This is a genomic window from Dickeya oryzae (assembly GCF_020406815.2).
GTDB lineage: Bacteria > Pseudomonadota > Gammaproteobacteria > Enterobacterales > Enterobacteriaceae > Dickeya > Dickeya oryzae.
Window position 1 is genome coordinate 4,617,138 of sequence record NZ_CP162670.1, and the last position, 26,671, is coordinate 4,643,808.

22 protein-coding genes are annotated in these 26,671 nt (G+C 54.9%); 6 read left to right on the forward strand and 16 right to left on the reverse strand.

What is annotated here, in order from left to right:
* Positions 1-50: 50 nt before the first annotated feature.
* From dcuR to ibpA, 5 genes are all read right to left on the reverse strand, one after another.
* Entirely contained in the window at positions 51-773 is a 723-nt protein-coding gene (gene dcuR, locus LF929_RS20350; protein ID WP_016942756.1) for a two-component system response regulator DcuR, read from the reverse strand.
* Between the two features lie 12 nt (positions 774-785).
* Complete coding sequence (locus LF929_RS20355) at positions 786-2,399, reverse strand: sensor histidine kinase (RefSeq protein ID WP_016942755.1); 1,614 nt, start codon at positions 2,397-2,399, stop codon at positions 786-788.
* Between the two features lie 150 nt (positions 2,400-2,549).
* Positions 2,550-3,962: an anion permease gene (locus tag LF929_RS20360; RefSeq protein ID WP_038906048.1), complete on the reverse strand. Its 1,413-nt coding sequence runs from the start codon at positions 3,960-3,962 to the stop codon at positions 2,550-2,552.
* Between the two features lie 709 nt (positions 3,963-4,671).
* Complete coding sequence (gene ibpB / locus LF929_RS20365) at positions 4,672-5,121, reverse strand: small heat shock chaperone IbpB (protein WP_210173963.1); 450 nt, start codon at positions 5,119-5,121, stop codon at positions 4,672-4,674.
* A 157-nt stretch (positions 5,122-5,278) separates the two neighbouring features.
* The gene (gene ibpA, locus LF929_RS20370) at positions 5,279-5,692 is read right to left on the reverse strand and encodes a small heat shock chaperone IbpA (RefSeq protein ID WP_016942752.1); all 414 of its coding nucleotides are present in this window, start codon (positions 5,690-5,692) and stop codon (positions 5,279-5,281) included.
* A 324-nt stretch (positions 5,693-6,016) separates the two neighbouring features.
* Here ibpA and LF929_RS20375 point away from each other — a divergent pair, with 324 nt between their 5' ends.
* A complete protein-coding gene (locus LF929_RS20375; RefSeq protein WP_210173962.1) occupies positions 6,017-6,391 on the forward strand; it encodes a YceK/YidQ family lipoprotein in 375 nt (124 codons plus the stop codon).
* On the opposite strand, the gene LF929_RS20380 is transcribed toward LF929_RS20375, so the two are convergent.
* The 7 genes from LF929_RS20380 to LF929_RS20410 form a co-directional block, all read right to left on the reverse strand.
* Positions 6,385-7,389, reverse strand: a complete 1,005-nt coding sequence (locus LF929_RS20380) for a LacI family DNA-binding transcriptional regulator (protein WP_226092865.1) — start codon at positions 7,387-7,389, stop codon at positions 6,385-6,387. The two genes, LF929_RS20375 and LF929_RS20380, sit on opposite strands and share 7 nt — an antisense overlap.
* Before the next feature lie 100 nt (positions 7,390-7,489).
* Complete coding sequence (locus LF929_RS20385; RefSeq protein WP_012886673.1) at positions 7,490-8,839, reverse strand: MFS transporter; 1,350 nt, start codon at positions 8,837-8,839, stop codon at positions 7,490-7,492.
* A gap of 113 nt (positions 8,840-8,952) precedes the next feature.
* Positions 8,953-9,999, reverse strand: coding sequence for an exo-alpha-sialidase (locus LF929_RS20390; RefSeq protein WP_226092864.1), 1,047 nt, complete (start codon positions 9,997-9,999; stop codon positions 8,953-8,955).
* Between the two features lie 15 nt (positions 10,000-10,014).
* On the reverse strand, positions 10,015-10,986 hold the full coding sequence (locus LF929_RS20395; protein ID WP_226092863.1) for a dihydrodipicolinate synthase family protein: 972 nt from the start codon (positions 10,984-10,986) through the stop codon (positions 10,015-10,017).
* 4 nt (positions 10,987-10,990) lie between these two features.
* Complete coding sequence (locus LF929_RS20400) at positions 10,991-12,643, reverse strand: signal transduction protein (protein ID WP_168366749.1); 1,653 nt, start codon at positions 12,641-12,643, stop codon at positions 10,991-10,993.
* Positions 12,644-12,693: 50 nt separating this feature from the next.
* Entirely contained in the window at positions 12,694-14,280 is a 1,587-nt protein-coding gene (locus LF929_RS20405; protein WP_226092862.1) for an FGGY-family carbohydrate kinase, read from the reverse strand.
* A 240-nt stretch (positions 14,281-14,520) separates the two neighbouring features.
* Positions 14,521-15,804 carry a DUF3748 domain-containing protein gene (locus LF929_RS20410; protein ID WP_226092861.1) on the reverse strand — a complete coding sequence of 428 codons (1,284 nt, stop codon included), beginning with the start codon at positions 15,802-15,804 and terminating at the stop codon, positions 14,521-14,523.
* A 236-nt stretch (positions 15,805-16,040) separates the two neighbouring features.
* Here LF929_RS20410 and LF929_RS20415 point away from each other — a divergent pair, with 236 nt between their 5' ends.
* Positions 16,041-16,301 carry a YdgH/BhsA/McbA-like domain containing protein gene (locus tag LF929_RS20415; RefSeq protein ID WP_226092860.1) on the forward strand — a complete coding sequence of 87 codons (261 nt, stop codon included), beginning with the start codon at positions 16,041-16,043 and terminating at the stop codon, positions 16,299-16,301.
* A gap of 100 nt (positions 16,302-16,401) precedes the next feature.
* On the opposite strand, the gene LF929_RS20420 is transcribed toward LF929_RS20415, so the two are convergent.
* Positions 16,402-17,097, reverse strand: a complete 696-nt coding sequence (locus LF929_RS20420) for a FadR/GntR family transcriptional regulator (RefSeq protein ID WP_226092859.1) — start codon at positions 17,095-17,097, stop codon at positions 16,402-16,404.
* A 409-nt stretch (positions 17,098-17,506) separates the two neighbouring features.
* On the opposite strand from LF929_RS20420, the gene uxuA reads away from it, so the two are divergent.
* Positions 17,507-18,691 (forward strand): mannonate dehydratase, encoded by a 1,185-nt coding sequence (gene uxuA / locus LF929_RS20425; RefSeq protein ID WP_210176929.1) that lies wholly within the window; start codon positions 17,507-17,509, stop codon positions 18,689-18,691.
* A gap of 165 nt (positions 18,692-18,856) precedes the next feature.
* Here uxuA and yidA read toward each other — a convergent pair whose 3' ends face one another.
* Positions 18,857-19,672, reverse strand: coding sequence for a sugar-phosphatase (gene yidA, locus LF929_RS20430; protein ID WP_038906056.1), 816 nt, complete (start codon positions 19,670-19,672; stop codon positions 18,857-18,859).
* Positions 19,673-19,894: 222 nt separating this feature from the next.
* On the opposite strand from yidA, the gene LF929_RS20435 reads away from it, so the two are divergent.
* Complete coding sequence (locus LF929_RS20435; protein WP_226092858.1) at positions 19,895-21,922, forward strand: methyl-accepting chemotaxis protein; 2,028 nt, start codon at positions 19,895-19,897, stop codon at positions 21,920-21,922.
* Positions 21,923-22,061: 139 nt separating this feature from the next.
* On the opposite strand, the gene uspA is transcribed toward LF929_RS20435, so the two are convergent.
* Positions 22,062-22,496, reverse strand: coding sequence for a universal stress protein UspA (gene uspA / locus LF929_RS20440; RefSeq protein WP_012886684.1), 435 nt, complete (start codon positions 22,494-22,496; stop codon positions 22,062-22,064).
* Positions 22,497-23,139: 643 nt separating this feature from the next.
* On the opposite strand from uspA, the gene uspB reads away from it, so the two are divergent.
* Positions 23,140-23,475 (forward strand): universal stress protein UspB, encoded by a 336-nt coding sequence (gene uspB, locus LF929_RS20445; RefSeq protein ID WP_023641072.1) that lies wholly within the window; start codon positions 23,140-23,142, stop codon positions 23,473-23,475.
* A 184-nt stretch (positions 23,476-23,659) separates the two neighbouring features.
* Here the strand turns inward: uspB and pitA are convergent, their stop codons facing one another.
* A complete protein-coding gene (gene pitA, locus LF929_RS20450) occupies positions 23,660-25,168 on the reverse strand; it encodes an inorganic phosphate transporter PitA (RefSeq protein WP_038906058.1) in 1,509 nt (502 codons plus the stop codon).
* Positions 25,169-25,466: 298 nt separating this feature from the next.
* Here pitA and LF929_RS20455 point away from each other — a divergent pair, with 298 nt between their 5' ends.
* Positions 25,467-26,651, forward strand: a complete 1,185-nt coding sequence (locus tag LF929_RS20455; protein WP_226092857.1) for an NAD(P)/FAD-dependent oxidoreductase — start codon at positions 25,467-25,469, stop codon at positions 26,649-26,651.
* Positions 26,652-26,671 lie beyond the last annotated feature (20 nt).

Consider the following 26,671-nt stretch of genomic DNA (forward strand, 5'->3'; position numbering starts at 1 on the left):
AGCCACGTCGTCCGTGGCTTTTTTATTGGATTTTATTGAATGTTATTGCGTTACTCGCAGTACTGGCGCAGGGCGTCCTGCTTTTCCGGCAACAGTCGGTAGAGATAAACCGGGCGACCGGTGGAGCCGTAGAGAATGTTGGTATCGAGAATACCGGTGTCTGCCAGGTAGATCAGATATTTACGGCAGGATACGCGCGAGATGCCGATGGCATTGGCTAACATCTCGGTGGAGAATTCCGTTCCTTGATTACCTTCAATCCACTCACAGACGGTGCGCAATGTCAGGCTGGTCAGCCCTTTCGGTAATTTTTTGCGTTCCACCACAGGTGTACCGCTGGTGCGACGGATCAGGTTATCGATATCTGATTGCGCGACAAATTCACGGTGCTTGAGCAGATTGGCTTCTTCCCGGTAAGCCGTCAGCGCCTGCTCGAAACGCGCAAACTGGAACGGTTTGATCAGGTAATCCACCACGCCATAGTGCAGCGCTTTTTTGATGGTATAGACATCACTGGCTGACGAAATAATGATGACATCCGTGTGTTCACTAAATTCACGGATGGTGGGCAGCAAATCCAGACCATTATCCTGCTGCATATAGATATCCAGCAGCACCAGATCAATCTCGCAGTCCGGCTGCATCAGCAGATTTCGCGCTTGCTGCAATGTCGGCACTGTCGCATAGCAGCTAAACCCGGAAATCTGATTCAGATAACACTTATTCAACTCCGCCACCATGGCGTCGTCATCGACGATCAGTACATTTATCATGGTCAAATTGCCTTAATCATGGTCAAACTGCCTTGCTTGATACGGGATATTCACAAAAAACTGGGTGTAAACGTCCGGTTCGGATTCAAAATCGATAGTCCCGCCGATTTTCTCAAGACTCTGTCGGGTGAGATACAAACCGATACCGCGTCCGGAGCCTTTGGTGGAAAAGCCTTCCTGATAAATGCGCTGCTGAATATCCGGCGCAATACCCGGCCCATCATCGCTGACCGTGCAGTGCAACTGCCCATCCTGATGATGAAATGTCACGGTAATTTCTCGATTATCCAGACCAGATAACGCGTCCATCGCATTTTCGATCAGATTACCCAGCACGGTAATCAATTCATTGGTGGCCTGAGCATCGTCGGTATCCGGCAACAGGCTATCTTCACTGATGGATAGCGTGACGCCTAAATCCCGCGCCCGGTTGATTTTACCCAACAGGAACCCGGCAATCACCGGTGATTTTACTTTTCGAATAATCGAACCGATTTCTGCCTGATAATTATTGGCGGTTTTTAAAATATATTCTTCCAACTGCGGGTAATATTTCAGATGCAACATGCCGAGAATCACATGCAGCTTGTTCATGAATTCATGTGACTGGGCACGCAAGGCATCAGCGTAATAGGACATCCCGGTCAGACGTTGCAGCAACTGGCTGACTTCCGTTTTATCGCGGAAGGTCGCAATCGCACCGATAATATCGCCCTTCACCACCACCGGTACGGTGTTGATGAGCAGCAAATTGCCGTTGAAATTGATTTCCTCATCCTGGCGCGGCGCGCCAGAGGCAAGCACCTTTTCCAGGTTCATCAGCGCCGGCCAGCGGCTAATAGTACTGCCAATAGCCAGCGTTTCGCCGGAGCCGTGCTGGCTGAAGAGCCGTTTGGCTTCGTCATTGATGATAGTGACACGCAGGTCGGTATCGACCGCAATCACCCCTTCTTTGAGTTGTTTGAGCATCGCGTTACGTTGCTCGAACAGGTTGGAAATTTCGAACGGCTCAAAACCCAGCATGATGCGTTTAAGGGTTTTCACCAGGAAATAGGTACCCAGCAGACCGACCAGCGCACCAAACAGAATAGTCCAGGGGATAATCCAGCGATTTTCGTTGATGACCGACTGCACGCTGGACAGTGAAATCCCAACGGCCACGACACCGAGCTGGTGGTTATTTTCGTCAAACACCGGCGTAAACACACGCAGTGCCGGGTCCAGTACCCCACGGTTCACCGCCGTATTCTCCAGCCCCAGCAACGCCGGATAGAGATCATCACCGATAAAGTGACGACCAATTTGTTCCGGCTCCGGGTGGGAATGACGAATACCACCCATATCGGTAACAATCACAAACAACAGATGGTTGCGGCTTTTCACATTCTCGGAAAAACGCTGCACCAGCGCCGGATCACCGATGCCTTTGAGTTCATCCACCACGATCGGCGAATTGGCGACAGTGCGGGCAACCGCAAAAGCCTTATCTTTGAGATGTGCTTCAGTGAGTTCGGTAATGCGAAAAAACAGCAGTGCATACACCACCAGCAAGACAGAGCCGATCACCGCCGACACCATCAGGATGACCGAGGTACCCAATTTCAGCGGTGTCTTTTTTTTACTCATTTCTCGCTCCGGAATTCGCATCATCGATCCCGTTATCTTAACCTGTTCAGGCCCTTTCTGCCCGTGCTGATAACAAAACCGCCGCCCTTAACAGGCGGCGGATGGAACAAACCGTCAGGCAAAAACCGGTTACCCTATACCTAACGCTTGTTACCACATACCCAAGACTTTCCACCACAGGCTGCCGATACCTAACCAGATAGGAATCACCACCAGTCCAACCAGAAAACCGATTTTCCACCAGGTGCCCAACGGCAGGTAACCACAGCCGAACATGATCGGTGCCGGGCCGCCAGAATAATGCGTGGTCGCCATAAACAGGTTACTGAACGCGGCAAACGCCAGCACCGTTAATACCGGCGGCGCACCGGCGGCAATAGCGATAGACACGAAAATGGCGTACATGGCGCTGATGTGTGCGACCGCGCTGGCCATGAAATAATGGCTGTAGTAGTACACCAGCAACAACAGCCCCAGCATTGGCAGCCAGTGCATACCGACAACCGCGTGACTGGCGATACCGCCCAGCCAGGCTATCAACCCCATCTTGTTCAACTGCGTTGCCAGCATCATCAAGACGGCGAACCATACCACGGTATGCCAGGCCTCTTTCTCACCGGTGACGTCTTCCCAGCTTAACGCTCGGGTCAGCAACAGCACGCTCAAGCCGCCCAGCGCGGTCAGGGTCGCATCGATATTCAGCGTCGCACCCAGCACCCAGAACACCACCAGTCCCAGGAACACACACAGCACAACCCACTCGTTGCGGCTCATCGGCCCCATTTCCTGCAGGCGGACTTTAGCCAGCTCGCGCATTTCCGGCGTTTTCTTCAGTTCCGGCGGGTAGAAACGGTAGAGCACCAGCGGAATGACGATTAACGACAGCAGCCCCGGTACCAGCGTGGCAGTGGCCCATTCGGTCCAGGTCAGGTGAACACCGAACTGGGTCGCCAGTTTGCTGATAAGCGGGTTACCGGCCATTGACGTCATGAACATCGCCGATGTAATGGTGTTGCACTGGAAAATGGTCTGTACCAGAAACGCACCAATACGACGCTGCGTCCCCTGCTCTGGCGTCGAACCGTAGGCTTCAGCAATCGAACGAAACAGCGGGGTGATAATACCGCCGCAACGGGCAGAGGTTGACGGCATCGCCGGGGAAAACAGCAGGTCGGTGAACACCAGACCGTACGCAAGCCCCAGGCTGCTGTTACCGAGTTTACTGATGAACAGAAAGCCGATACGACGGCCGAAACCCGTCTTAATGAAGCTGCGCGAAATGAAAAATGCACAGGCAATCATCCAGATAGTCGGGTCACTAAACCCAACCAACACCTCCTTGACCGGCAGGAGTCCGAGCGCCGACACGGCGGTGATACTAAAAATGGCAATAGCGCCAAGTGGATAGGGAGAAAGGATCAAACCGACAACGGTAGCAACAAATATTGCCAACAGATGCCACGCCGGGGGATTCACACCTTCAGGGACGGGAATAAACCAAAATATAATGGCTATACCAAGGATAATAAAAAGCTTCACTAACCTGCTGTTATTTGCAGACATACTAACACCACTCAAGATTAAAACGAAATCAGCCACGTTTACCGGAGGCCCCGTGTTATGAGTGGAGGAGTTATTTTATTTCTTCATCACCCTTAATGTCGCCATCTGACAATCCAGACAAATGCAAAAGCGCAAATAAATGCAGATAGCGGTTTTTTCATCATGCCATCACCACGTTCATGACGGGTGCGGCCTGACAAACACAACGGGTACAGCATCAGCAAAAAAAAGACGAGAAAACAATAAAGAACAGGGTGCTTTTCTCGTCCCATCAAAATCAAGTGAAGTGATCAACGAGGAAAATAGTATTATTAAAAACGGAATAAACCATTGTTATTTTAATTACTAAATAGGTTTAATAATTTACTTTTAAGAATAAAAACGCCATTTCAAAAAAATAAATATTTACTATTATCGGATAAAATAACAATTATTGAACATGACATTAACGATAATGTTAATGGCAATTTATCGCCGCATTTCTTTTTCACCGTGATTATTTATTGGTTTATTTCGCCTGATTGGCTCGGGAAGTAAAATAACTCTAAAGGGTTATTCACTATTTATCTTTTAAATGAAGAAAACTATTCAGCTACCGTAAAGCGAACCACGCCTAGCCTTGAAGGAAGGCGGGGGAAGCGTGACGCGAAATGTTAAAAAACCGCTCACGGACACACCGCGAGCGGTCGGTAACAGAAGGAACAGAATGTTAAGCCTTATCGTCAGGCGCACTCTCATTGAGTGCGGGGACCGGTCGGCCAATAGCGATACGCTGCGGTTGCAATGCCTGCGGCACTTCGCGGATCAGATCAATATGCAGCAACCCATGCTGGAACTGGGCCTGTGACACATGCAGGTGCTCGGCCAGGGTAAAACTCAGCGTGAAGGGTTTGAACACCAGCCCTTGGTGCAGATACTGCACTTTTTTCTCTGGCAATGTCGGCGAGCCTTTCACGGTCAGACGCTGGCCTTCCACTTCAATATCCAGCTCAGACTGGCGGAATCCGGCCAACGCCAGTGTAATGCGATAATGGTTATCGTCGATTTTCTCGATATTATACGGCGGGAACTCCACGGCGTCCTGATTACCCATAGAACTGGCGAGCTTGTCAAAGCCAATCCACTGACGCAGCAGGGGGGATAAATCGTAATTACGCATACTCATAACTCCTTCTGTGAAGCGAGATAATGGTTTCCGGCCGATGACCGGATCGTCCCCGTTCGGCGGACGAGTAAAAATCAGGATTCGGGGTGATAGCACTCACGCCCGGTCATCCACGTAACACCGCGACGTGGCACGCCAGCGGCCATGAAAGTTATTTGATTTCGATACGACGAGGTTTGAGCGTTTCTGGAATCACCCGCTGTAACTCAATAAACAGCAAGCCATTCTCCAGGCTGGCACCACGAATCTGGATGTGCTCGGCCAGTTGGAACTTGCGCTCAAAATTGCGCTCGGCAATGCCTTGATAGAGGTAATTGCGCGGGGTGGCGTCACCACTATGCGATCCTTTAACAATCAGCATGTTGTCGTGCGCGGTGATCTCCAGTTCGCTTTCAGCAAACCCCGCCACGGCAATGGCAATGCGATACAGGTTTTCGTCAACCAGCTCAACGTTATAGGGAGGGTATCCACCATTCCCCTGGCTCTGGCCAGCTTCCAGCAGATTAAACAGACGGTCAAAACCAATAGCAGAGCGATACAGCGGGGAAAAATCGGGATTACGCATAAACTCTCTCCTGACATGCAGCGAGGTCAATATCGACAGCCCTCCATTCGGACGGGCTCCTGGCCGCAGCTGCTGTATATCAGGAACACAGCGCCATACCCTGTCGGCGTATGTCTGCGGCTCTGATTGAGATATGGTGATTTGTCTCTGCTTTTCAACACGGCAGGTGGGAAATTTTTCTTATTCTCTAACCCAGTCCTGATGTAATCGCATACACTGGACAACGAGCACATTTTGCTAAAACATGTAAGCACATGCAGGTCGATGGCGGGTCGATGTAAGTACAGTCAACCACGTAACCGGGACGATTTACCTCAAGGTAACATGATGACCATTCTGAAAAATGCCTCATTGTCGTTCGTGCTGTCAGGCGGGATACTGGCGACGTGCGGCGGTTGCTCCAGCGTGATGACCCACTCTGGCGGCGAACAAGGATACTATTCCGGCACCAAGGCCAGCATGACCACGCTGAAAGATGAGGACACCAGTTGGGCGATGATGCCGATGGTGGCGCTGGATGTCCCCTTCTCCGCCATGCTGGATACGCTACTGTTACCCTATGACTTCTATCGCACCCACGACGATACCCACAGCACCTCCGCGCGCGACCGTCTGGGAGAATACGAGCGCCGCCAGCCGATGGGCTCCCCTCCACCTTTGGTGGTGATGCCAGCGGCGGCGAATAACGCGGGTCAGTGATGCCCGGCCTGACGACGATGGATAAGCGTCATGGGGATCACCGCGTTATGCGGCTGCACCTCACCGTTTAACGCCTGCTGCATCGCGGTAAACGCCTGTTCTGACCACGCATCTTCATTCTGACGCATCGACCACAGCGTATTGGGCAAGAACCCCAGCATGGCGTGTTCATCGAAGGTGCCGATATTAATATGCGCCGGAATATAGCCATAGCGCTCACGAACCACACTGAGCATCCCCTCCAGCACCGGCAATGATGACGCGATAAACGCGGGCGGCAGCGCATCGTGCTGGCGTAAAAACTGCTCCATCATCAACATGCCATCCTCACGGCGGTTATGGCTGGCTTCCAGCACCGCTGGCGTCAGGCCCGCCTGCTGCACGGACTGGTGATAACCACGCAGACGATCGCGGATCGCCGGTTGCTGTACGTCACCCGCCATAAAAAACAACGGTGCGGCAGGCTGGGCAGCCAGCATCGCCTGAGTCAGCGCCGCGCCGCCTTGCAGGTTGTCACTCATGACCAGCGGCACCTGTTCGATACCAAAATCGCGGTCCAGCAGTACCAGCGGCTTTTTCACCACCTTCGCGTGATGCTGCGCGGACTGTAGCGATGAGGGCACCACAAACAGCCCGTCGACATGACGTTGCAACAGCGCTTCCACCAGCCGGTTTTCATACTGTGGGTCACTGTAAGAACAGCTGATCATCAGTTGGTAGCCCACCTCACGGCAGCGCGTTTCGAGCTTTTCGGCCAGCGTCGAGAAAAACAGGTTGGATAAACGGGGAACGATAAGCCCCAGCGTTTCGGTTTTGTTCAGCTTCAGGCTGCGGGCGACGTGATTAACGGTATAACCGTACTCCGTCACATACTGGTGGATGCGTTGCTGGGTTTTGGCACTGATTCGATACTGTTCCGCTTTTCCATTGAGTACCAGACGTACCGTGGTCACGGATAACTTCAAGGCACTGGCAATCTGTTCAACTGTTTTCGCCATGAAACAGAATATCCCTATGAGAACTGAAAGATAACCAGTGTAACGGAATAACTAACTCGACGCAGCTAAAGCGCGGCCGACCCTGGCCGCGATCAATAAATCACACGTCTTTGGTCATATCCCGGCGTGATGTTTCCGGCGCTTTCCAGGCAGCGAAGGCCGCAACCAGCGCAGCTACCGTGACGTAGGTTGCCACCAGCGTCCAGGATTCGTTATCTATCGCCGTCAGCCCCTTGGCGATAAACGGGGTAAAACCACCGGCCACAATCGCCCCCAGTTGCGCACCGATAGACGCGCCGCTGTAGCGCACTTTCGGGCCAAACAGTTCGGTAAAGAACGCCGGTTGCACCGAGTTAATGGAGTTATGGGCGATATTGATCAGCAACACATACCCCAGCACCATCAGTCCAAAAGAACCACTTTCCAGCAGATAGAAGAACGGGAATGCCATTGCCGCCGCGCACAATGCACCGAAGATGTAGATAGGACGACGGCCCACCCGGTCAGACAGCGCGCCAAACAGCGCGTGCATCGGGAACGCCAGCACACAGGTCGCCATGATCACGTTGAGCATGGTTTGCTTCGGCACGCCTAACTGCACCGTGGCGTAGGATACGGCGAACACCGTCGCCAGGAAGAACGGCACACTTTCCGCGAAGCGCAACACCATGATCAAACAGACACTGCGCCACTGATTACGCAGCACTTCCACCACCGGGCTCTGACGCGGAGCGGCATCACGCTGATTCGCCTGCTGCTGTTGCTGCTTCTGAACCTGTTGGAACACCGGGGTTTCATCCACCTTGCGGCGCATATACAGCCCCACCAGCACCAGCGCCACGCTCAGCATGAACGGCACACGCCAGCCCCAGGACATCAGTTGATCTTCCGGCAGTGTCGAAACCATGGCGAATATTGCCGTCGCCAGCAATTGACCGGAAAAACCGCCCGTCTGCGGGATAGAGCCTAACAGGCCGCGACGATTGGCAGGCGCGGTTTCCACCACCATCAGCATCGCACCGCCCCATTCGCCACCGACCAGAAAACCCTGCACAAAACGCAGCACTACCAGCAAAATCGGTGCCCAGACCCCGATCTGATGATAGGTCGGCAGGCAGCCGATCAAAAAGGTCGCCATCCCCATACCACCGAGGGTAATCAGCAGCGTCAGCTTACGCCCCAGGGTGTCACCCATGTGGCCAAAAAAGATGCCGCCCAATGGACGAGCGATAAACCCCACGCCAAAGGTGGCGAACGATGCCAGCATCGCCGTTACCGGGCTGACGTTGGGAAAGAACAGTTTGCCAAAGACCAGTGCGCTCGCCAGTCCGTAGAGCAGGAAATCGTAAAACTCGATAGTGTTGCCAATCCAACTGGAGATCACCACGCGGCGAATGTTGGATTTATTGTGCATCGCCTGGTGTTGGGATAATTCCACGGAAATCGACATGATGTTCCTCGCTTTATGATTTTATCGCCCTTCAGGCAAAACCATCCGGACGCCGCCTAACCCGGAGGTTGGCGGGGGGTGTAGGGTACAGGTTTTTTTGAGTGCTACAACGACTACCCGCTGAATATCAGCGCGCAGTAAACGATATTTTTTCGATTCCAGGTGTAGGTCACATGTAACGTATCGCCATCAGCAATAATGGCGGGATAAGAAAACTCGCCGGGCTCCTGCTCAAGACAGAGAGCGTCCTGCCAGTGTTCACCGTTGTCCGTCGAACAGGCCACGGCTAACGGGTAGCGACGATGCCAGTTGCCGGTCACCGGGTTGTAGACCAGCACCAGACGACCCGCGCCCAGATGCACCAGATCGACGCCGCTATTATTGTTTGGCAAATCCACCGCGTAAGCCTCGCACCAGTGGCGGCCGTAATCGTCAGAATCGCTGCGGTATAACGCGCCACGGGTACTGCGCATCAGTACGTGTACCCGCCCGGGTGACGACTCCCATGCCGACGGTTGAATCACACCGTCCCACTGGAATACACGGGTCAGGTCGTTTTCCCACAACGCCGCCTGCTCCAGCCCCGACCACAGGGCCTCACGACCATGATCGCCGGGTAAGCGATGGGTCAACGGGATAGGCGTACGCTGCCAGTTCTGCCCCTGATCAGCGCTGAGATCGACAAACGCGTCCCAGTGGCGGTCATCCTCGACAGACGCGGGAGCCAGCCATTCGCCGTTCGACATCACCAACAGCTTATTCTTCACCGGCCCGCGCGGTGCGCTGTCGCCGGGCACCAGCGGGCGCGGTGCGGACCAGCTCGCGCCTTCATCCGTGGACAGCTGCACCCGCGTCTGCCAGTGGTGTACGTCAGCCCCCACCTTGTAGAACAGCCACAGCGTGCCCGCCTGCCAATGCAGCACCGGGTTCCAGTGCGCCAGCCCGTCTTCCCAGGCCACCCGAACCGGCGGCAACCAGCGCCCTTGCTCGCAGCTCGCCAGCCAGATAGCGGTATCACGACTACCTTCTTTTTCACCGGCAAACCAGGCAACCCGTAACCGCCCGTCCGGCAACGCCACCACGGTCGAGGCGTGGCAGTTGCCAAAATAGTCATGCCCCTCGGGCAGGACATATTGCCGTGTTGTCGTTGTCAGCCTCATCAGGATGTCCTTGCGTTAACGTGGCGATACCGGGAGCCTGGCCGCCAGCGTATTGCCCAGCCGGAGCATGCTCTCGATAGCCTGTGGGAAAAAACTCTCGTCGTAAGCCGCGCTGTTGCGTACCCGGCAAACGTGGGTCGAGAACGTACCACATTGTTGCTGATAGAACTTGGCGCAGGCCGGATAATCGAGAAATTCCACCAGTGCCGCCGTACCGAGGTAGTCCGCCAAATGCGCAGCCGCCTCCGGGTGCTCCCGCCAGTGCTCGAACAGCCACACGTACAGCTGCGGATGGAAGTTAGCCATCACACCGCTATAGGCCTGACACCCCGCCTGCAACGAGGGCAGCAGCGTCTGGCTATTGGCATTCGCCAGATGCAGGCGGGAACCCTGCGCCAGTTGCAACCGCCGACGAATCGTTGGTAAATCGCAACAGGTGTCTTTGATAAAGGTGTAGCGCTCGCTGCGCGCGCACCAGGCGACGGTCTCGTCAGACAGCAACCGCTTGTAAGGATAAGGACACTCGTAAATCCCCAGATCCACCTGCACGGGCAGTTGCGCCGTCAGCGCCTGCAACCGGGCCAACGCCAGTTCATCCGATTCACCGGCCAGCGCCAGCCGGTTACTGATGAGGATCACGCCGTCAACGCCGGTTTCCGCCACGCCGTTGAGTTGATCCACCTGCTGACTGAAGGCGCTGGCGGTGTGGCCTGACGCCACGACCGGTACCCGGCCATCCACCTGCGCGACAATAAAGCGCACTAGCTCGCGGGTTTCGGCGTCGCTTAAGAAAAACATCTCGCTGGACTGGCAGGCGGCAAACAGACCGTGTACACCCGCCTGCAGATACCACTCTACCAACCGCGCCAGCGACGCGTAGTCGATTTCGCCACGCGCATCGAACGGGGTAAGCATCACCGGCCAGATGCCGGTGTACTTGTTTTGATCACTGTTTTGATCACTGCTTGAAGGATTGTCGTGGGTCATGATGTTACTCCGCCAGCAGTGAATGAGCGTCGCCCGCTACCCATACCTGGATATGCTGCGTCAGCGCCTGGGCAACAAAGGCTTTCAGTACGTCGGCGAGTTTATCGTCGTCCACATACGCCACCGTCAAATGGTTACTCTGGTGACCCGCCATCAGGTCATCACGGGTAACGCCATCCAGTACCGCGTTGAGCAGCGGCCACTCGTAGTTGGTCGCACGGCGACGGCGCTCGAACTCGTCCGCAGGCAGCTCCACCGCGGTACCGGTACCGATATGCATGACAACCTGCGTTCCTTCGTAGTGCGCTCTTGCCCAGACAAAACGCCCCGCTTTACCCTGACCGGCAATCGTGGAGCCGCCATACGGGAAGAACATCGGCGGTTGACGATAGCCGGTAGCACCCGCAATACCACCTTTAAGATGGGCGAACGGCACCGCGCCAGAAATTTCCAAATCCCAGTAAAAAACGCCCTGATACTCACTGCCCCAGCGAATATCGTGCAGCGTGGTCTCTGCCGGTAATCCCAGCCCGTGCAACAGGTGCCACAACATGACCTGCGGAATGGCGCTGCCCATGTCCACTTCATTGATGCAGGGGATGGCGACATCAGGACGAATCGGTACGCCCTGCTCATCCGGCAATGGGAAACGCTCCGCATTGCCGATCGCGCCTTCGGCGAAATCGGACGCGGCGCAGCTGTCCTTCAGCCCTTGCTGATACTGCACCCCAACCGCCGACAACCCGAAACGCTGCACGAAACGCGCCATCGCGATCATCATCGCGCACTGCTCCAGTACCTGTTCGCGTGTCAATTGGCGGCTGGCATCATCGCCGAACTCAAAACGCATACCACGCTGCTCATACCACGCCAGACAGCTTTCCCGCAGGCTATGCGGCACTTTCGCCATTTCCACCAGCAACGCCGACTGGGACAACGACTCGATCGGCATACCGGTCTGGATCATCGCCTGTTGCGGGAATACGCCGTTGATCATCCCCATACAGAAGCTATCGAACAGCCCGATAATCGCCTTGTGACGCAAAATGTAGTCGCCGACCTGGCGGCCAATCTGTCCGGCAGTGGTCGCCAGCACCGGGTGAGAAGCGGCCACCGGACGCAGGTAGCCGGTCTTGTGACTTACCGCGCCGTCACGCAACCAGGTCGCCAACCCCTGATGGAACGCCTCATCATCAAAGGTTTCTGACCACAAACGGGAATAACTGCGCCCCAGGCTGGTCAGACAGCCCGCCATACACAACATCCCCACCAGCCCCGGCCAGGTGCCGTCAAAGTTGGCCAGCAACAGCACCGGACCACGGTGATGCACCAGCGACGGGGCGATATGGTGGGAATACTGCCAGGCGGTCAACAGCACAATCACTGGCGCATCCGGGTCGAGTGCGGCGAAAACATCACTGCCCTCCCGCTGAGAGCTGATAAAACCATGCCCGCGTGCAGTGTCTACTGCATGGGCGCGCGTCATGCGGTATCCCAGGTGTTCCAGCGCGCTCTGCAGGCGGCTTTCGAACTGTTGTTGGGTCGGCCAGCAGGTCAGGTTGGCGGATTCACGCAAGTCCGCATTGGTAACCAGCAAGACCTCACGTTCGCCGACGGAAAGCGAGCGGGGTGAGACGGGAAGATTCAGTGTCAACATAATGTACTCCTGGTGTCCTCTCCGGACGGTGCCGGAAGAAAATTCGGCTATCAGTGACGGCGCATCTGTTGCTGTGCGGCCTGCTGGTAGTCATACATCTGCAAATAAATCTGATATTTATCGTCGTGAAACGGTTGATGACCTCGATCGGCGCGGATAAGCACACCGGGGCGCACCAGCGACTGTGCCGCTTGTTGTAACGAGGAATACGCGCCGCACGCCACCGCCCCCAATAACGCCGCCCCCAGCGTGACCGCATCCTCCTCACTCGCCAGTTGAATGTCACACCCCGTAATGGCGGCGTATTCCCGCAGCCACAGTGGGTTTTTGGTCGCCCCGCCGCACATCACCAACCGGGTAATACGATGACCGGACTGATTCAACGTCTCGATAATGTGCCGGGTGCCGTAGGCGATAGCCTGTAACGTCGCCAGATAAAGCCGGGCCAGCGCGTCGGGGCCTTGCTCCAGCGTCAGCCCCATCACCATGCCGCGCGCATCCGGGTTCGCCCGTGGCGAGCGATTACCGTGGTGATCCGCCAGCACATGCAAGTGACGGGTCGGTAACGGCTCGCGCTGTTCCAGTGATGCCACCCATTCATTCAATACGGCATACGGGCTACGCTGCTGTTGTTCAGCCTGCGCGAGCAGTGTCGGCCACTGGGCATGCTGATGTAAGGTCCACTCCACCAATGCCCCCGCCGCGCTCTGCCCACCTTCGTTGAGCCACCATTGCGGCAGCATTGCTCCCCAGTACGGCCCCCATACGCCGGGCACCTCGACCGGCTGACGACTGACCAGCATATGGCAGTTAGACGTCCCGCTGATGATGGCCAGACTCCCCTGCGGTTCACTGCCCACCAGCGCCAGCCCACCGGCGTGCGCGTCGATGATGCCACCGGCGACCACTACGTTTTCCGGCAATCCCCAGTCGCGCGCGACGTCAGCCGCCAGTGTCCCGGCCGCTTCACCCAGTTGCAGGATGCGTGGCGGGATTTTCTGCACTACATCGTCCAGCCCGACTGCCTGCAACAGACCATCGCTAAAACGATTTTCATGCGCCAGATAGTTCCACTTACACGTCAGGGTGCAGACGCTGGCCACATCCGCACCAGTAGCGCGCCATACCAGATAGTCCGCCAAATCGAAAAAACGCCATGTTTGTTGGTAACGTGCGGGGAAATGGCGTTTCAACCACAGGATTTTGGGCAGTTCCATCTCAATACTGACTTCACCACCCACATAGCGCAGCGCCTCGTCGCCAGTGGCGTTGATATCAGCGGTTTCGGTTGCAGCACGGTGATCCATCCACATGATGATGTCCCGCTGCGGGTCATTCTGCTCCGCTACCGATACCGGCTGCCCTTGCTGGCCCACCGCCACCAGCGAGCAGGTGGCGTCGATGCCAATGGCACGGACCTGCGAAGGTGCAACCGCCGCCACACTGAGCGCTTCACGCACACAGGTACCCACCGCTTGCCAGATATCCGCCGACGATTGCTCCACCACATGCGTGCGGGGATGAAACTGTTCAATAGGCCGCACCGCAAACGCCAGACGCTGGCCATTGCCATCAAATACCCCAGCCCTGACGCTGGCTGACCCGACATCCACACCGATAAAGCAATCGTTTTTCATGCTGAAATCTCTTTGCTAAGTCGAGTTAGCAATTTATTTTAAGCATGGAGAAGATGACAATGATTTTTGTTGCGAACTGTGAGGCAGATCGGTGAATAAAAAATAATCGTTTGAAAGAAAACAGTTTTATCAGGCAAGCAAAATTGCCTCGCGATGAATACCGCGGAGGAGGTGCTGACGCGGCGTCAGCACTGGGCGGCGCAGACATCCGGTACGCGCCGCCTGAGGAAAAACCGGTGATTAACGGGCGACCGTCACCACAAAAATCTGGCTGAAACCGTCAATGTCCCGCAGATAGGCAAGGCGATCGCCATTGGGTGAAAATACCACCGCATCCCCTATGGGCGGCGTTTCACTGCGTGCCGTCTGGCGAATCAACCGACCGGTGGCGACCTCACACAGCATCACGCTGTTGTCGGCAATAAACGCCAGAGAGTCACCGTCTGGATGCCAGCTGAATGCTGACTGTATCGGCCAGTCGCTGTGCGTGACCTGGCGCGGCTCTCCCCCGTTCGGCGATACCGTCCACAGTTGCACAATGCCACGATCGTCTTTCATCAAAAACGCGATTTGGCTGCCGTCCGGCGAGCTGCGTAACCAGTGGCGCGGTTGATTAACCACACCGGGGTAAGCCCTGTCAGCGGTAAAGGTGAGTCGACGCTGGTACACACCGGCTGGCGGCGCGGGCAAGGTGTCATCCGTACCACCCAGCGGGCATTCGCCGGGGCGGGCGTAGTCGTCCAGTTTTTCTGGTAAATCAACAATAAACACGTCAGGCACTTTTTCGCCACGCGCCGATAGCGTATCGCCGATAAACGCCAGCGCCCAGCGCTGGCGGCTACCATCCGGGCGGACATAACCGGTATTGCCGACCCAACCTTCTTCGTAAGCGCGGTTAATATCATCGCTACCAGGACGCGGCTGCGATGTGGTTTGACTCACCAGCACACAGTAATGGCTACCGTCGTGCTCACGCGGATGGCGATGTGGCGCGTCAACCCGGTGCAACGGTACCGCTACGCCAACGTTGCGCAAGTCCAACGCCGGGTCACGCTCATGCAACACATGGTCGTTGTAGGTAAAGCTCAGGCGAGTACCGTCCGGGCTGAACACATGCACATGAGAACCGCCGCGCAGTGCGCCGGCCAGATAGGGTGGCGTCAGGACACAGGCATCCAGCGTCGTAGCCTGCTGGCGATCGTCATCGGCTATCATCACGCCACGGCGATGGTGAAAGTCATACTGCCAGTGCACATCGGGATTTTCCGGACCGTGGATAAACACGTAGCGTTGCGGCGGCACCGGGCTACCGGTCGCGACACCAACATGTGCGCCTTGCCCGGCACGGTAAAGCACCTCGCACTCTCGAGTTTCCACATTGACGCGCTCAATCGTCGAACCGGTAAACGAAGACCCATGCGGCCGGACATCATAAATCAGCCAGTTTCCATCACATGACCAAATATTGATGTTGGTCAGCTGATGTGAAAACGCCCCCACAGTTATCTGCCTGTCTTCATTCATCACAGATTCCCCGCTTTGATAAATTAACTTGGCATATCATAAAAAACCACGCAATGAATGACAAAAACAATGAAAATCAACGTATTGTTTACAATACCTGACTGTATTGTTGGTCAAAAAAGTAGAAAGATAGCGTCAACAACCTCCGTTTTCCACGAAGGCTAACAGGGCGTAACCTCTGCGTTATATCGAAAGAGCAAACGCCTTTACCAAGATGACCGAAAAAGGAAAGAGACATGAAAAACATCAAAACCATCGCTATCGCCGCCGCCCTTGCCACCGTATCTTTTGGTTCTTTCGCGGCCGCTCATAGCGTCAGCTATGCACAGGCTCAACAGCTGGAAAAAATCGGTGCCGTGTCCGCCACCGCCAATGACGTGACCTCGCTGCAAAGCAAACTGGCGCACAAAGCCCGCGCGGCCGGCGCTTCCGCGTATACCATTACCTACGCTGGCGGCGACGATACACTGCACGGCAATGCGACTATCTACAAATAATCCTTGCCCACGAATTCATCATTACCCCTCAGCCCCGGTGCCTGTGTCCCCCCCGGGGTTTTTTACTTTCAACGCCGGACACACCAGCTTAATTCAACGCTTACTTATCACCACCGAAGAGATGATCGTACACATGCTGGAGATGACGCTCCATACTGGTACGCGCCCGTGCCGGGTCGCGTGCAATGATGGCGTCGGCGATATCGGCATGATCCTGATTCATGGTGCGGGGGAAATCGGAGTCGGCATAGAGCGTTTCCAGCCGAACAAATCGGCTGCTCTGGCGCTTGTTCCACAGGTATTCCATCATGTCCTGCAACACCTCATTGCCAGACATTTCGCTCACCAACAGGTGGAAGCGCTTATCTTCATGCAGAAATTGCGCGTCATTAATGTGCAGGCGAGACAAATCGCGGGTGATTTCCTGTAGCGCGGCACACTGTTCGTCGGTGGCATGTACCGCCGCCAGTTCCGCCATCATCGCCTCGTAGACCTGGCGGGCCTGAATAAACGCCCGCAGGCTGAACTCGTCTTCTGGCAACACGACGGACGGCGCTTCCGGCAGCGGATCGTTAACGTAAACGCCATTGCCGGTACGGATTTCTACCCAGCCGGTAATCTCCAGCGCAATCAACGCCTCACGGATGGACGATCGGCTCACCCCCAGTTGTTTCGCCAGTTCACGCTCCGAAGGCAGCAATTGCCCGGCCGCAAACTGACCATTTCTGATGCAGTTAATCAGCAGTGTGGAAATCTGCCGATACAACCGCTCAACCTTCAGTGTGGGTAATACCATATCCCCTCCGGATCCCCCGTCAGTCGTGTCCTGTAAACCGATGTGATGCCAACATGTTATGCCAACAATAGCCCGCAGCTTACCATAGCCGTCAAAACGTCAGAAAATTAAATGCCCCGGTCTGGCGCTTACGCGTCATTGCACCGTCTGCCTGATGTTTACGTGATCTAAGTCACAGAAATATCACTACAGGTGGTGAATAGTGAGCTGGTCAGGCGGTCAGGCCACCAGACCGACCATCTAATATTCATTATTTCCCAATCTATACCCAAAATAATTCGAGTTGCAGGAAGGCGGCGACGCAGCGAATCCCCAGGAGCTTACATCAGTAAGTGACTGGGGTGAGTGAGGAAAGCCAACGCATCTGCAACTTGAAGTATGCCGGGTATATAGCTTAAGGAGCTACATTATGGAACACACCTGGCGCTGGTACGGCCCCAACGATCCGGTGTCGCTGGATGATGCCCGCCAGGCGGGCGCGACCGGTATTGTCACCGCCCTGCACCACATCCCCAATGGGGAAGTGTGGAGCATTGAAGAGATTAAGCAACGTCAGGCGTTGCTGGCGGAAAAAGGGCTGACCTGGTCAGTGGTGGAAAGCGTGCCAGTGCACGAATCCATCAAAACCCAGACCGGCGACTACCGGCGTTATATCGCCAATTACCAGCAGTCGCTGCGCAATCTGGGTGCCTGCGGTATCGATACCGTGTGCTACAACTTCATGCCGGTGCTGGACTGGACCCGTACCGACCTGGAATACCCGCTGCCGGACGGCTCCCGGGCGCTGCGTTTTGATCACACCGCTTTCGCGGCGTTTGAGCTGCACCTGCTAAAACGTGACGGTGCTGCTGCTGACTATACCGATGAAGAACAACGTCAGGCTGCTGCATATTTCACCGCCATGACCGACGCTGACAAAGACAAGCTGACCCGCAATATTATCGCCGGTCTGCCGGGTGCTGAAGAAGGCTATACGCTGGAGCAGTTCCGTGCCCAACTGGCGCAGTACGACGGTATCGATAAAGCGAAACTGCGTGAGCACATGGCGGAATTCCTGCGGGCAATCGTGCCCGTGGCGGAAGAAGCCGGTATCGTGCTGGCGGTACACCCGGACGATCCACCGCGTCCGATTCTCGGTCTGCCGCGCATCGTCTCCACCATTGAGGACATGCAGTGGCTGAAAGAGACCGTGGACAGCATCCATAACGGCTTTACCATGTGTACCGGGTCTTACGGTGTGCGGGCAGACAACGATCTGGTGAAAATGATCGAAACCTTCGCTGATCGCATCCATTTCACCCATTTACGTGCTACTTGCCGTGAAGACAACCCGAAAAGTTTCCACGAGGCAGCCCACCTGAATGGCGACGTGGACATGGTGAAGGTCGTGAAAGCCATTCTGGCGGAAGAATACCGTCGCCGTCAGCAGGGCAACACCCGCTCCATCCCGATGCGCCCCGACCACGGCCACCAGATGCTGGATGACCTGAAGAAGAAAACCAACCCCGGTTACTCTGCCATTGGGCGGCTTAAAGGGCTGGCGGAAGTGCGCGGCGTCGAGCTGGCCATCAAACAGACGTTCTTTAACGACTGATCCGCACACTCCACATCTTATACCCTAAATAATTCGAGTTGCAGGAAGGCGGCGACGCAGCGAATCCCCAGGAGCTTACTCAAGTAAGTGACTGGGGTGAGCGAGGAAAGCCAACGCACCTGCAACTTGAAGTATGACGGGTATATTCGTTTGGCCCGCCGGGGGTCAAACGTTCAACACAAACTTCTCAATCGCGTAAGCCACGCCATCTTCACGATTAGAGCGGGTGACGAACTGGCTTACCGCTTTGACACTATCAATCGCATTGCCCATCGCCACACCCAGACCAGCAAACTCGATCATCGCCAAATCGTTTTCCTGATCGCCCAACGCCATCACTTCATCACGCTCCAGGCCGAGGTGCTGCGCCAGCATTTTGACCCCCTCGCCTTTATTCACGCGCTTATCCAGAATCTCCAGATAAAACGCCGCGCTTTTCATGATGGTATAACGTGCGAAATCCTGCGGTGGAATACGGGCAATAGCGGCATCCAGCACCTCGGGCTCATCGATCATCATCACTTTTGGAAAACGCAGGTTGCGGTCCATTTCCTCTACCGCACGGTATTTCAGTGGCATGCTGGTCAGGTGAGACTCATGTACGGTGTAGGCGCTAATGTCTTTGTTGGCGGTATAGACATAATTGAAATCAAGCGCGTGGAAATGTACCCCCAGCTCGCGTGACAGCGCTTCAAAATAGAGATAATCCTCAAAGCTCAACGTCGTTTGTGCCACGCACTCACCCGTCAATGTGCTCTGCACTAACGCGCCATTGTTGGTGATGCAATAATGTCCGTCCTGCTGCAACGCCAGTTGCTGCAAATAGCGCTCGATACCAATGAACGGGCGTCCGGTCGCCAGCGCCACATACACACCCTTTTCACGGGCAGCCGTAATCGCTTGTTTTACCGCAGGCGAAATATGGTTTTCCGGCGTTAGCAACGTGCCGTCCATATCAATCGCAATCAGTTTTATCGCCATGAATAATCCCCAATAATCAACCTCATTGCCCGCATGCTAACGCGATTTAACCGGACGAAGCCAGAAAATCCACTGACGTGTCATCATTGTGCGATTAAAGAAACGCACACTATGGTCGATGCTAATTCTGAATACAGAAAAAATAATCTCCGTATCCAGTTGTATTCATTCCCGCTGTTATTTATTTAATTCATTAATGACGCTATACAGTGGAGTACTGCTATGCCTAACCCGTTGGTTTCCTATGCTTCCTCTGCGGTTTCTTCGGTCAGTACTATTGATATGCTGAAAAGAAATGATGCGCTGACAAGAAAAAAATCCCTTTCTACCCGAGCACTGGTGCTTATCACCACTGTCATCATCATTACCGCAGGATTTGCCATCACTATTGGTTTTTTGCTGTGGCAGTCAGGCCAACAACAAAAAACCAGTGTCCAGCAAGTGCTGGAACAAACTGCGACGGCCAGCACCTATTCAGTACAGAATCGCATTGATGTGGCGTTGTTTGCCGCACGAAATCTGGTGCAAAGCGTTGTCAGCCTACGTGAGTCCGGCTCGACAGACCGCGCTACAGCGGAACAAATGCTGAAAAACGCGCTCAAAAATCACCCTGAACTACTGTCTATGTCGCTGGCGTTTGAGCCAAATGCCTTTGACGGAAAAGATGCACAATACGCCAGCCAACCAGATCAAGACCCGAAAGGCCGGTTTGTTCGCTATGTGGACCGCGATAACGCCGGTCAGGTGGCGTTGCACAACCTGACCGACTACGAAACCCCCGGCAGCGGTGATTACTACCTGTTGCCGCGAAAGCTGCAAAAGGAAGTGATCCTGGAGCCTTACAGCTACCCCTATAACGGGGTTGATGTTCTGCTCACGTCTATTGCGGTGCCTATCATGATTGACGGTAAGTTTTACGGTTCGGTCACCGCGGACTTCTCGCTGGCCACACTGCAAAAAATGGTCAACGACATTAAGCCGTTTGGCGGTGCTGGTTACGCCATGATGTTTTCCTCCAGTGGAAACTACATCGCCCACCCGGACGCCAGCCGTATTACCAAAAAGCTCGATGATGACCCAAAACTGCTGGAGAGCATCCAGTCAGGAACCCCGTTTGTTTCCAACCGCGTGAGCTCCTTCACCCAGAAAGAGATGATGAATGCCTATCTGCCGATTACTATCGGCAATACCGGCACGCCGTGGATGTTGGGCGTCACGGTACCCGAGCAGGTGGTCATGGCGGAATCCGTACGGTTACGCTACATCGGCGCGTTCATGACGCTACTGAGTATTCTGGTCGTCTCCGGGGTGATTAGCGTTATCTTCACCCGTAAGGTGTTGCGCCCTATTGGCGGTGAGCCGACGGAGGCCGCCCGAATCGCCCTGGCGGTGGCACAAGGTGACCTGACATTCCACATTCCGGTGCAGCCTAAAGATACCAGCAGCATCTTCTATGCGATGTCGGAAATGCAGCAGCAGTTACGCAATATTGTGGAGCAACTGATGTCCACCAGCGAATCCGTCAGCCACGGTGCCGCAGAAATTTCAGCCGGTAACGTCGACCTGGCTTCCCGCACCGAACAACAGGCCGCGGCGCTGGAAGAAACCGCCGCCAGCATGGAGCAAATCACCGCCACCGTGAAACAAAACGCCGATAACGCGCACAGCGCTACCCGGCTGACACAAAACGCGGCGCACATTGCCCAGCGCGGTGATGAGATAGTCGGTCAGGTGGTAAGCGTGATGGGTAGCATTGACGACAGTTCGAAGAAAATCAGCGAAATTACCACCATCATCAGCAGCATTGCCTTTCAGACTAATATTCTGGCGCTCAATGCGGCGGTGGAAGCCGCCCGCGCTGGCGAACAGGGTCGAGGTTTCGCGGTAGTGGCAGGCGAGGTACGCAGCCTGGCCCAACGCAGCGCGGATGCCGTCAAGGATATCACGGCGCTGATCGGTGAATCTGCCGAACGGGTCGGTCATGGGGTCAGTATGGTGGAGAATGCCGGGAAAACCATGCGGGACATGCTGGCCGCCGTCACCTCGGTCAACGATATCATGAGCGAGATTGTCGCCGCCTCCGATGAACAATCACGCGGCATCAGTCAGGTAACGCAGGCGGTGCATGAAATGGACGGCGTTACCCAACAGAACGCCGCATTGGTACAGCAGGCAACGGCGGCCGCAGCCTCTCTGGAAGATCAGGCCCGGCAACTGGCGCAGTTGGTGCAGGTGTTCCGTATCCATTAGGCTCAGGGTAACGCTTTCATCATCGCCATTGCTCAATAACAAACCTCCATAACAAATAAGGGCATAGTCATCGCTATGCCCTTATCGTTGGTTTGGTCTATCGTCGTCTATCTGTGCGCATCAGCACCGTTTGTGCTGCTTACACCTCTTCATCACGCAGCGGCACAATCAGCATGTCGATGTGTACCGTATTGATCAACTGACGCGCGGACGACATCAATTTGCTCCAGAAATCCTGATGATGACCACACAACACCAGATCAACATCATACTTGCGAATCGCGTCGACCAGCACCTGACCCAGATCACCGCTGCCGCTCAGGGTTTCCGAAATAGGATAACCGGCACCGTCCGCCAGGTCTTTCAGGGCATTCTGGGTTTCTTCGGAAATGCGTTGCTGCATATCGCCCAGATTGACATCAATAAGCCCGGTGTAGAGATCGGAGTAATTCACGTCAACATGGATCAAAGAGACTTTGGCATCATACGGCCGCGCCATGGAGACCGCTTTTTCCACTAACACCTTACTTTCCGGTGACAAGTCAACCGCAATAAGGATGTGTTTGTAAGCCATGATTAAGCTCCTTCCTAATGACTAACTGATGGGTCAGCAGATATTTCTCCTGCCAGTCTGACAACCTATGGCAGTCATGAGCATAACACCCCCTCAATTCCGGGTTATGTTCAACGGATCACAACGCCACACATTTTGTAACGGTTCTGCGACGGCGGATAACCACTTACCCTGAAGTGACCACCCATTTGCGCCGATAACTCTTTATACCCGTCATACTTCACGCTATACCCGTCATGTTTCACGTTGCAGGTGTAGTGGTTCCTGTAACACGAATAATTGAGGTATGCAGGGGGAAGCCTCTCGCCCGTGCGTAAAGTGTAGCTGAAAAAAACAAGGTCTATGGCAGAGAAAACAGCGCCAGATCAAAAGAAGTCATGATGTTTTTAGCTATCAGGAACCTTGCGCAAGGTATGGAAAAAAAGCGTCAGGCTCTTCTACAATGAAACTGGAGAGGGACTTTTCAGGTTCTTTTCCAGACAGGGATATCGAGGTGAAGAAGAATACCTGGGCAACTCGCCATGGTCTGGCAGCCCCATAACATCGCGTGAATAACGTGTGGCATAAATACCCACAGATGTGACGTCAGCAGGACACGACGCCTACCCGCATCTGGAGGGTCATAATCCGGGAGGGAAGCATGATGATTAGTACATTTGCGCTTTTCTGGGCTTTATGTGTCGTCTGTGTCATCAATATGGCGCGATATTATTCTTCGTTGCGAGTGCTGCTGCTGATTCTGAGAGACTGTGATCCGCTACTGTACCAGTATGTGGACGGAGGCGGTTTTTTCACCTCCCACGGGCAGCCCAGCAAGCAATTACGGCTGGTTCGCTATATCTACGCACAACGTTATCTTGACCATCACGATCCGGAATTCATCCGTCGCTGCGCACGAGTGCGGGGTCAGTTTCTGCTGACCTCAGCCTTATGCGGGCTGGTGGTAGTGAGCCTTATCGGCCTTATCATGTGGCACTGAGGTGAACGACAACAGAGGTGGCGGACGCCTCAACCGGTCGTGTACCCCTATCAACCCTTAAATAACGCAACACTGAAAGCAGAAAGGCGACCGGGTGGCCGCCTTTCTTATTTGGTGATAACGATGTTTTGACGATAACGATGTGATTTAACGATGCTATATCGTGGTGGCATATCGCCACCCGTCAGATAACCTTCAGAGCCAGCCAGTACAGAACCCCGGACAGCACCATCGACACCGGCAGGGTAAACACCCAGGCCAGCATAATGTTTTTCACCGTTTTCCCCTGCACACCGCCGCCATCGACAATCATGGTTCCCGCCACCGCGGACGAGAGCACATGTGTGGTGGAGACCGGCATGCCGGTATAACTGGCGATACCGATGGACACCGCCGCCGTTACCTGCGCCGAGACACCCTGCGCATAGGTCATGCCTTTTTTACCGATCTTCTCACCGATAGTGACCGCCACGCGCTTCCAGCCCACCATGGTACCGAGCGACAACGCCAGTGCTACCGCAACAATAATCCATAGCGGAGCGTACTCCACCGTATGGAGCAGGTCACCGCGCAGATTATTAAGCAGACGTTTGTCATCAGCCGAGGTTTCCGGCAGTTTGACGACGCGATCCAGAGTATCGGAAATGCACATCAGCAGGCGACGAGCACGGGCGCGATCGTCTGCGGCCAGATCATCATAACTCTTCACATTATTCAGCAGCGTCAGTGCGCGGTCGACGGCAATCAACGCACGCGAGGTATCGCAGTGAAAATCCGGTTTGTTACCGGTGGAAGGGATCACATTTTCCGGTGCCGGGATGACCGGCTGAGACAAATCAATCACATGAGCCAGTGTCGCCTGATGGGACTGATAGTAGGTTTGCAGATTCACCACCGCGTCGCGGGTACGGCTAATGTCATAACCGGAGGCACTCATATTCAGCACAAACCCGGCAGGTGCCACGCCAATCAGCACCAACATAATAAGGCCAATGCCTTTTTGACCGTCGTTAGCGCCGTGAGAGAAACTCACCCCTACCGCAGACAGGATCAGCGCAGTACGGGTCCAGAACGGTGGCTTACGTTTGCCATCTTGTTTTTCACGCTCAACCGGCGTCAGGTGAATCCGCTGACGCTTCTTATTGCCGCTCCAGTAACGACGCAGCAGATACACCATCAACCCGGCAATGATCATGCCGACCACCGGTGATACCAGCAGCGACAGGAAAATACTGACCATTTTGGGAATATTGAGTGCATCCACCACCGAGGTGTGGCTCACCAGCGCGTTGGTTAAACCAATACCGATAATGGCACCGATCAGGGTGTGAGAACTGGAAGCCGGTAAACCAAAGTACCAGGTCCCCAGGTTCCAAATGATCGCCGCCAACAGCATGGAAAACACCATCGCCAGCCCGTGGGTGGAACTGACGTTCAGCAGCAAATCGGTTGGCAACAGGTGGACGATGGCATACGCCACACTCAGTCCCCCCAGCAATACCCCGAGGAAATTGAAAACACCGGCCATGACAACCGCCAGTTGGGCACGCATCGCACGGGTATAGATAACAGTGGCTACCGCGTTGGCGGTATCGTGAAAGCCGTTGATAGCTTCGTAGAACAGAACAAACAGCAGGGCGAGAACCAGCATCAGACCGGTGTGGAAATCAAGCCCGGCAAATAAATGTAACATAAGTGTTAGGCCATGTAGTGGTCATGAACGCGGCGCATTATCGATGACAAGCTGAAACGGGAAAAGCAAAATATGACATTATTTTGACTTAAATTACGCCACTTCTACCGGTGACTTTGATTTAGCTAATTAAAATCAATGCATTATTGATTTCACCCCTCTACATATTCTGTTACGGGTAAAGGCACCGTCCCACGGTCACCACTGGCGTCAGGCACCTGCAGGCAGATGACCGACGAAGAGACATCCCCTATAATCGGCCCCCCGGATATCACCGGCGCAAGAGCGGGAGAGTAATGTGGAACAGTTTGACGTCATCATCATTGGTGCGGGAGCAGCCGGGCTATTTTGCGCGGCACAGGCAGGCCAGAGAGGGTTACGTGTGCTGCTGGTGGACAATGGTAAAAAACCGGGCCGCAAAATTCTGATGTCCGGCGGTGGGCGCTGCAACTTTACCAATCTGTACGCCGAACCGGCGGCTTACCTGTCGCACAACCCGCACTTCTGTAAATCCGCCCTCGCCCGCTATACCCAATGGGATTTCATCAGCCTGGTCAGCCGCCACGGCATCGCGTATCACGAAAAAACGCTCGGCCAGTTGTTCTGCAACGATTCCGCACAGCACATTGTCGATATGCTAATGAAAGAGTGCGATGCCGGTAACGTGACGCAGCGCCTGCGCAGCGAGGTGCTATCAGTAGAAAAAAACGCGCAGTTCCAGGTGAAGCTCAATACCGGTGTGGTACAAGCGCGTGCGCTGGTTATCGCCACCGGTGGGCTGTCGATGCCCGGTCTGGGGGCTACACCATTCGGTTATCAACTGGCGGCACAATTTGGCCTCAACGTGTTGCCGACTCGCGCCGCACTGGTGCCGTTTACCCTGCACAAGCCATTGTTGGAGCAATTACAAACGCTCTCCGGCGTGTCGGTACCGGCGGTGGTCAGCGCCATAAACGGTACCACCTTCCGCGAAAATATCCTGTTTACCCACCGTGGCTTGTCCGGCCCGGCCATTCTGCAACTGTCCAGCTACTGGCAGCCGGGAGAATTCGTCACCATCAATCTGTTGCCCACGCATGATCTGGCGCAATGCCTGAACGCTGAGCGTCAGGCCCACCCGAACCAGAGCCTGAAAAATACGTTGTCGCAATGGCTGCCGAAACGACTGGTGGAATGCCTGCAAGCATTGGGGCAGCTACCGGATGTCACCTTAAAGCAGCTCAACAAGTCACAACAGGCCGAGGTGGAAGCGACGCTACAACAGTGGCGGGTACAGCCTAACGGCACCGAAGGTTATCGCACAGCGGAAGTCACGCTCGGCGGGGTCGATACCCGCGAACTGTCGTCAAAAACGATGGAAGCCAGCAAATGTCCAGGGTTGTACTTTATCGGCGAGGTGGTGGACGTCACCGGCTGGCTTGGCGGCTATAACTTCCAGTGGGCCTGGAGCTCCGCCTGGGCCTGCGCGCAGGCATTGGGGTAAGTGAGTGATCCCCGCAATGA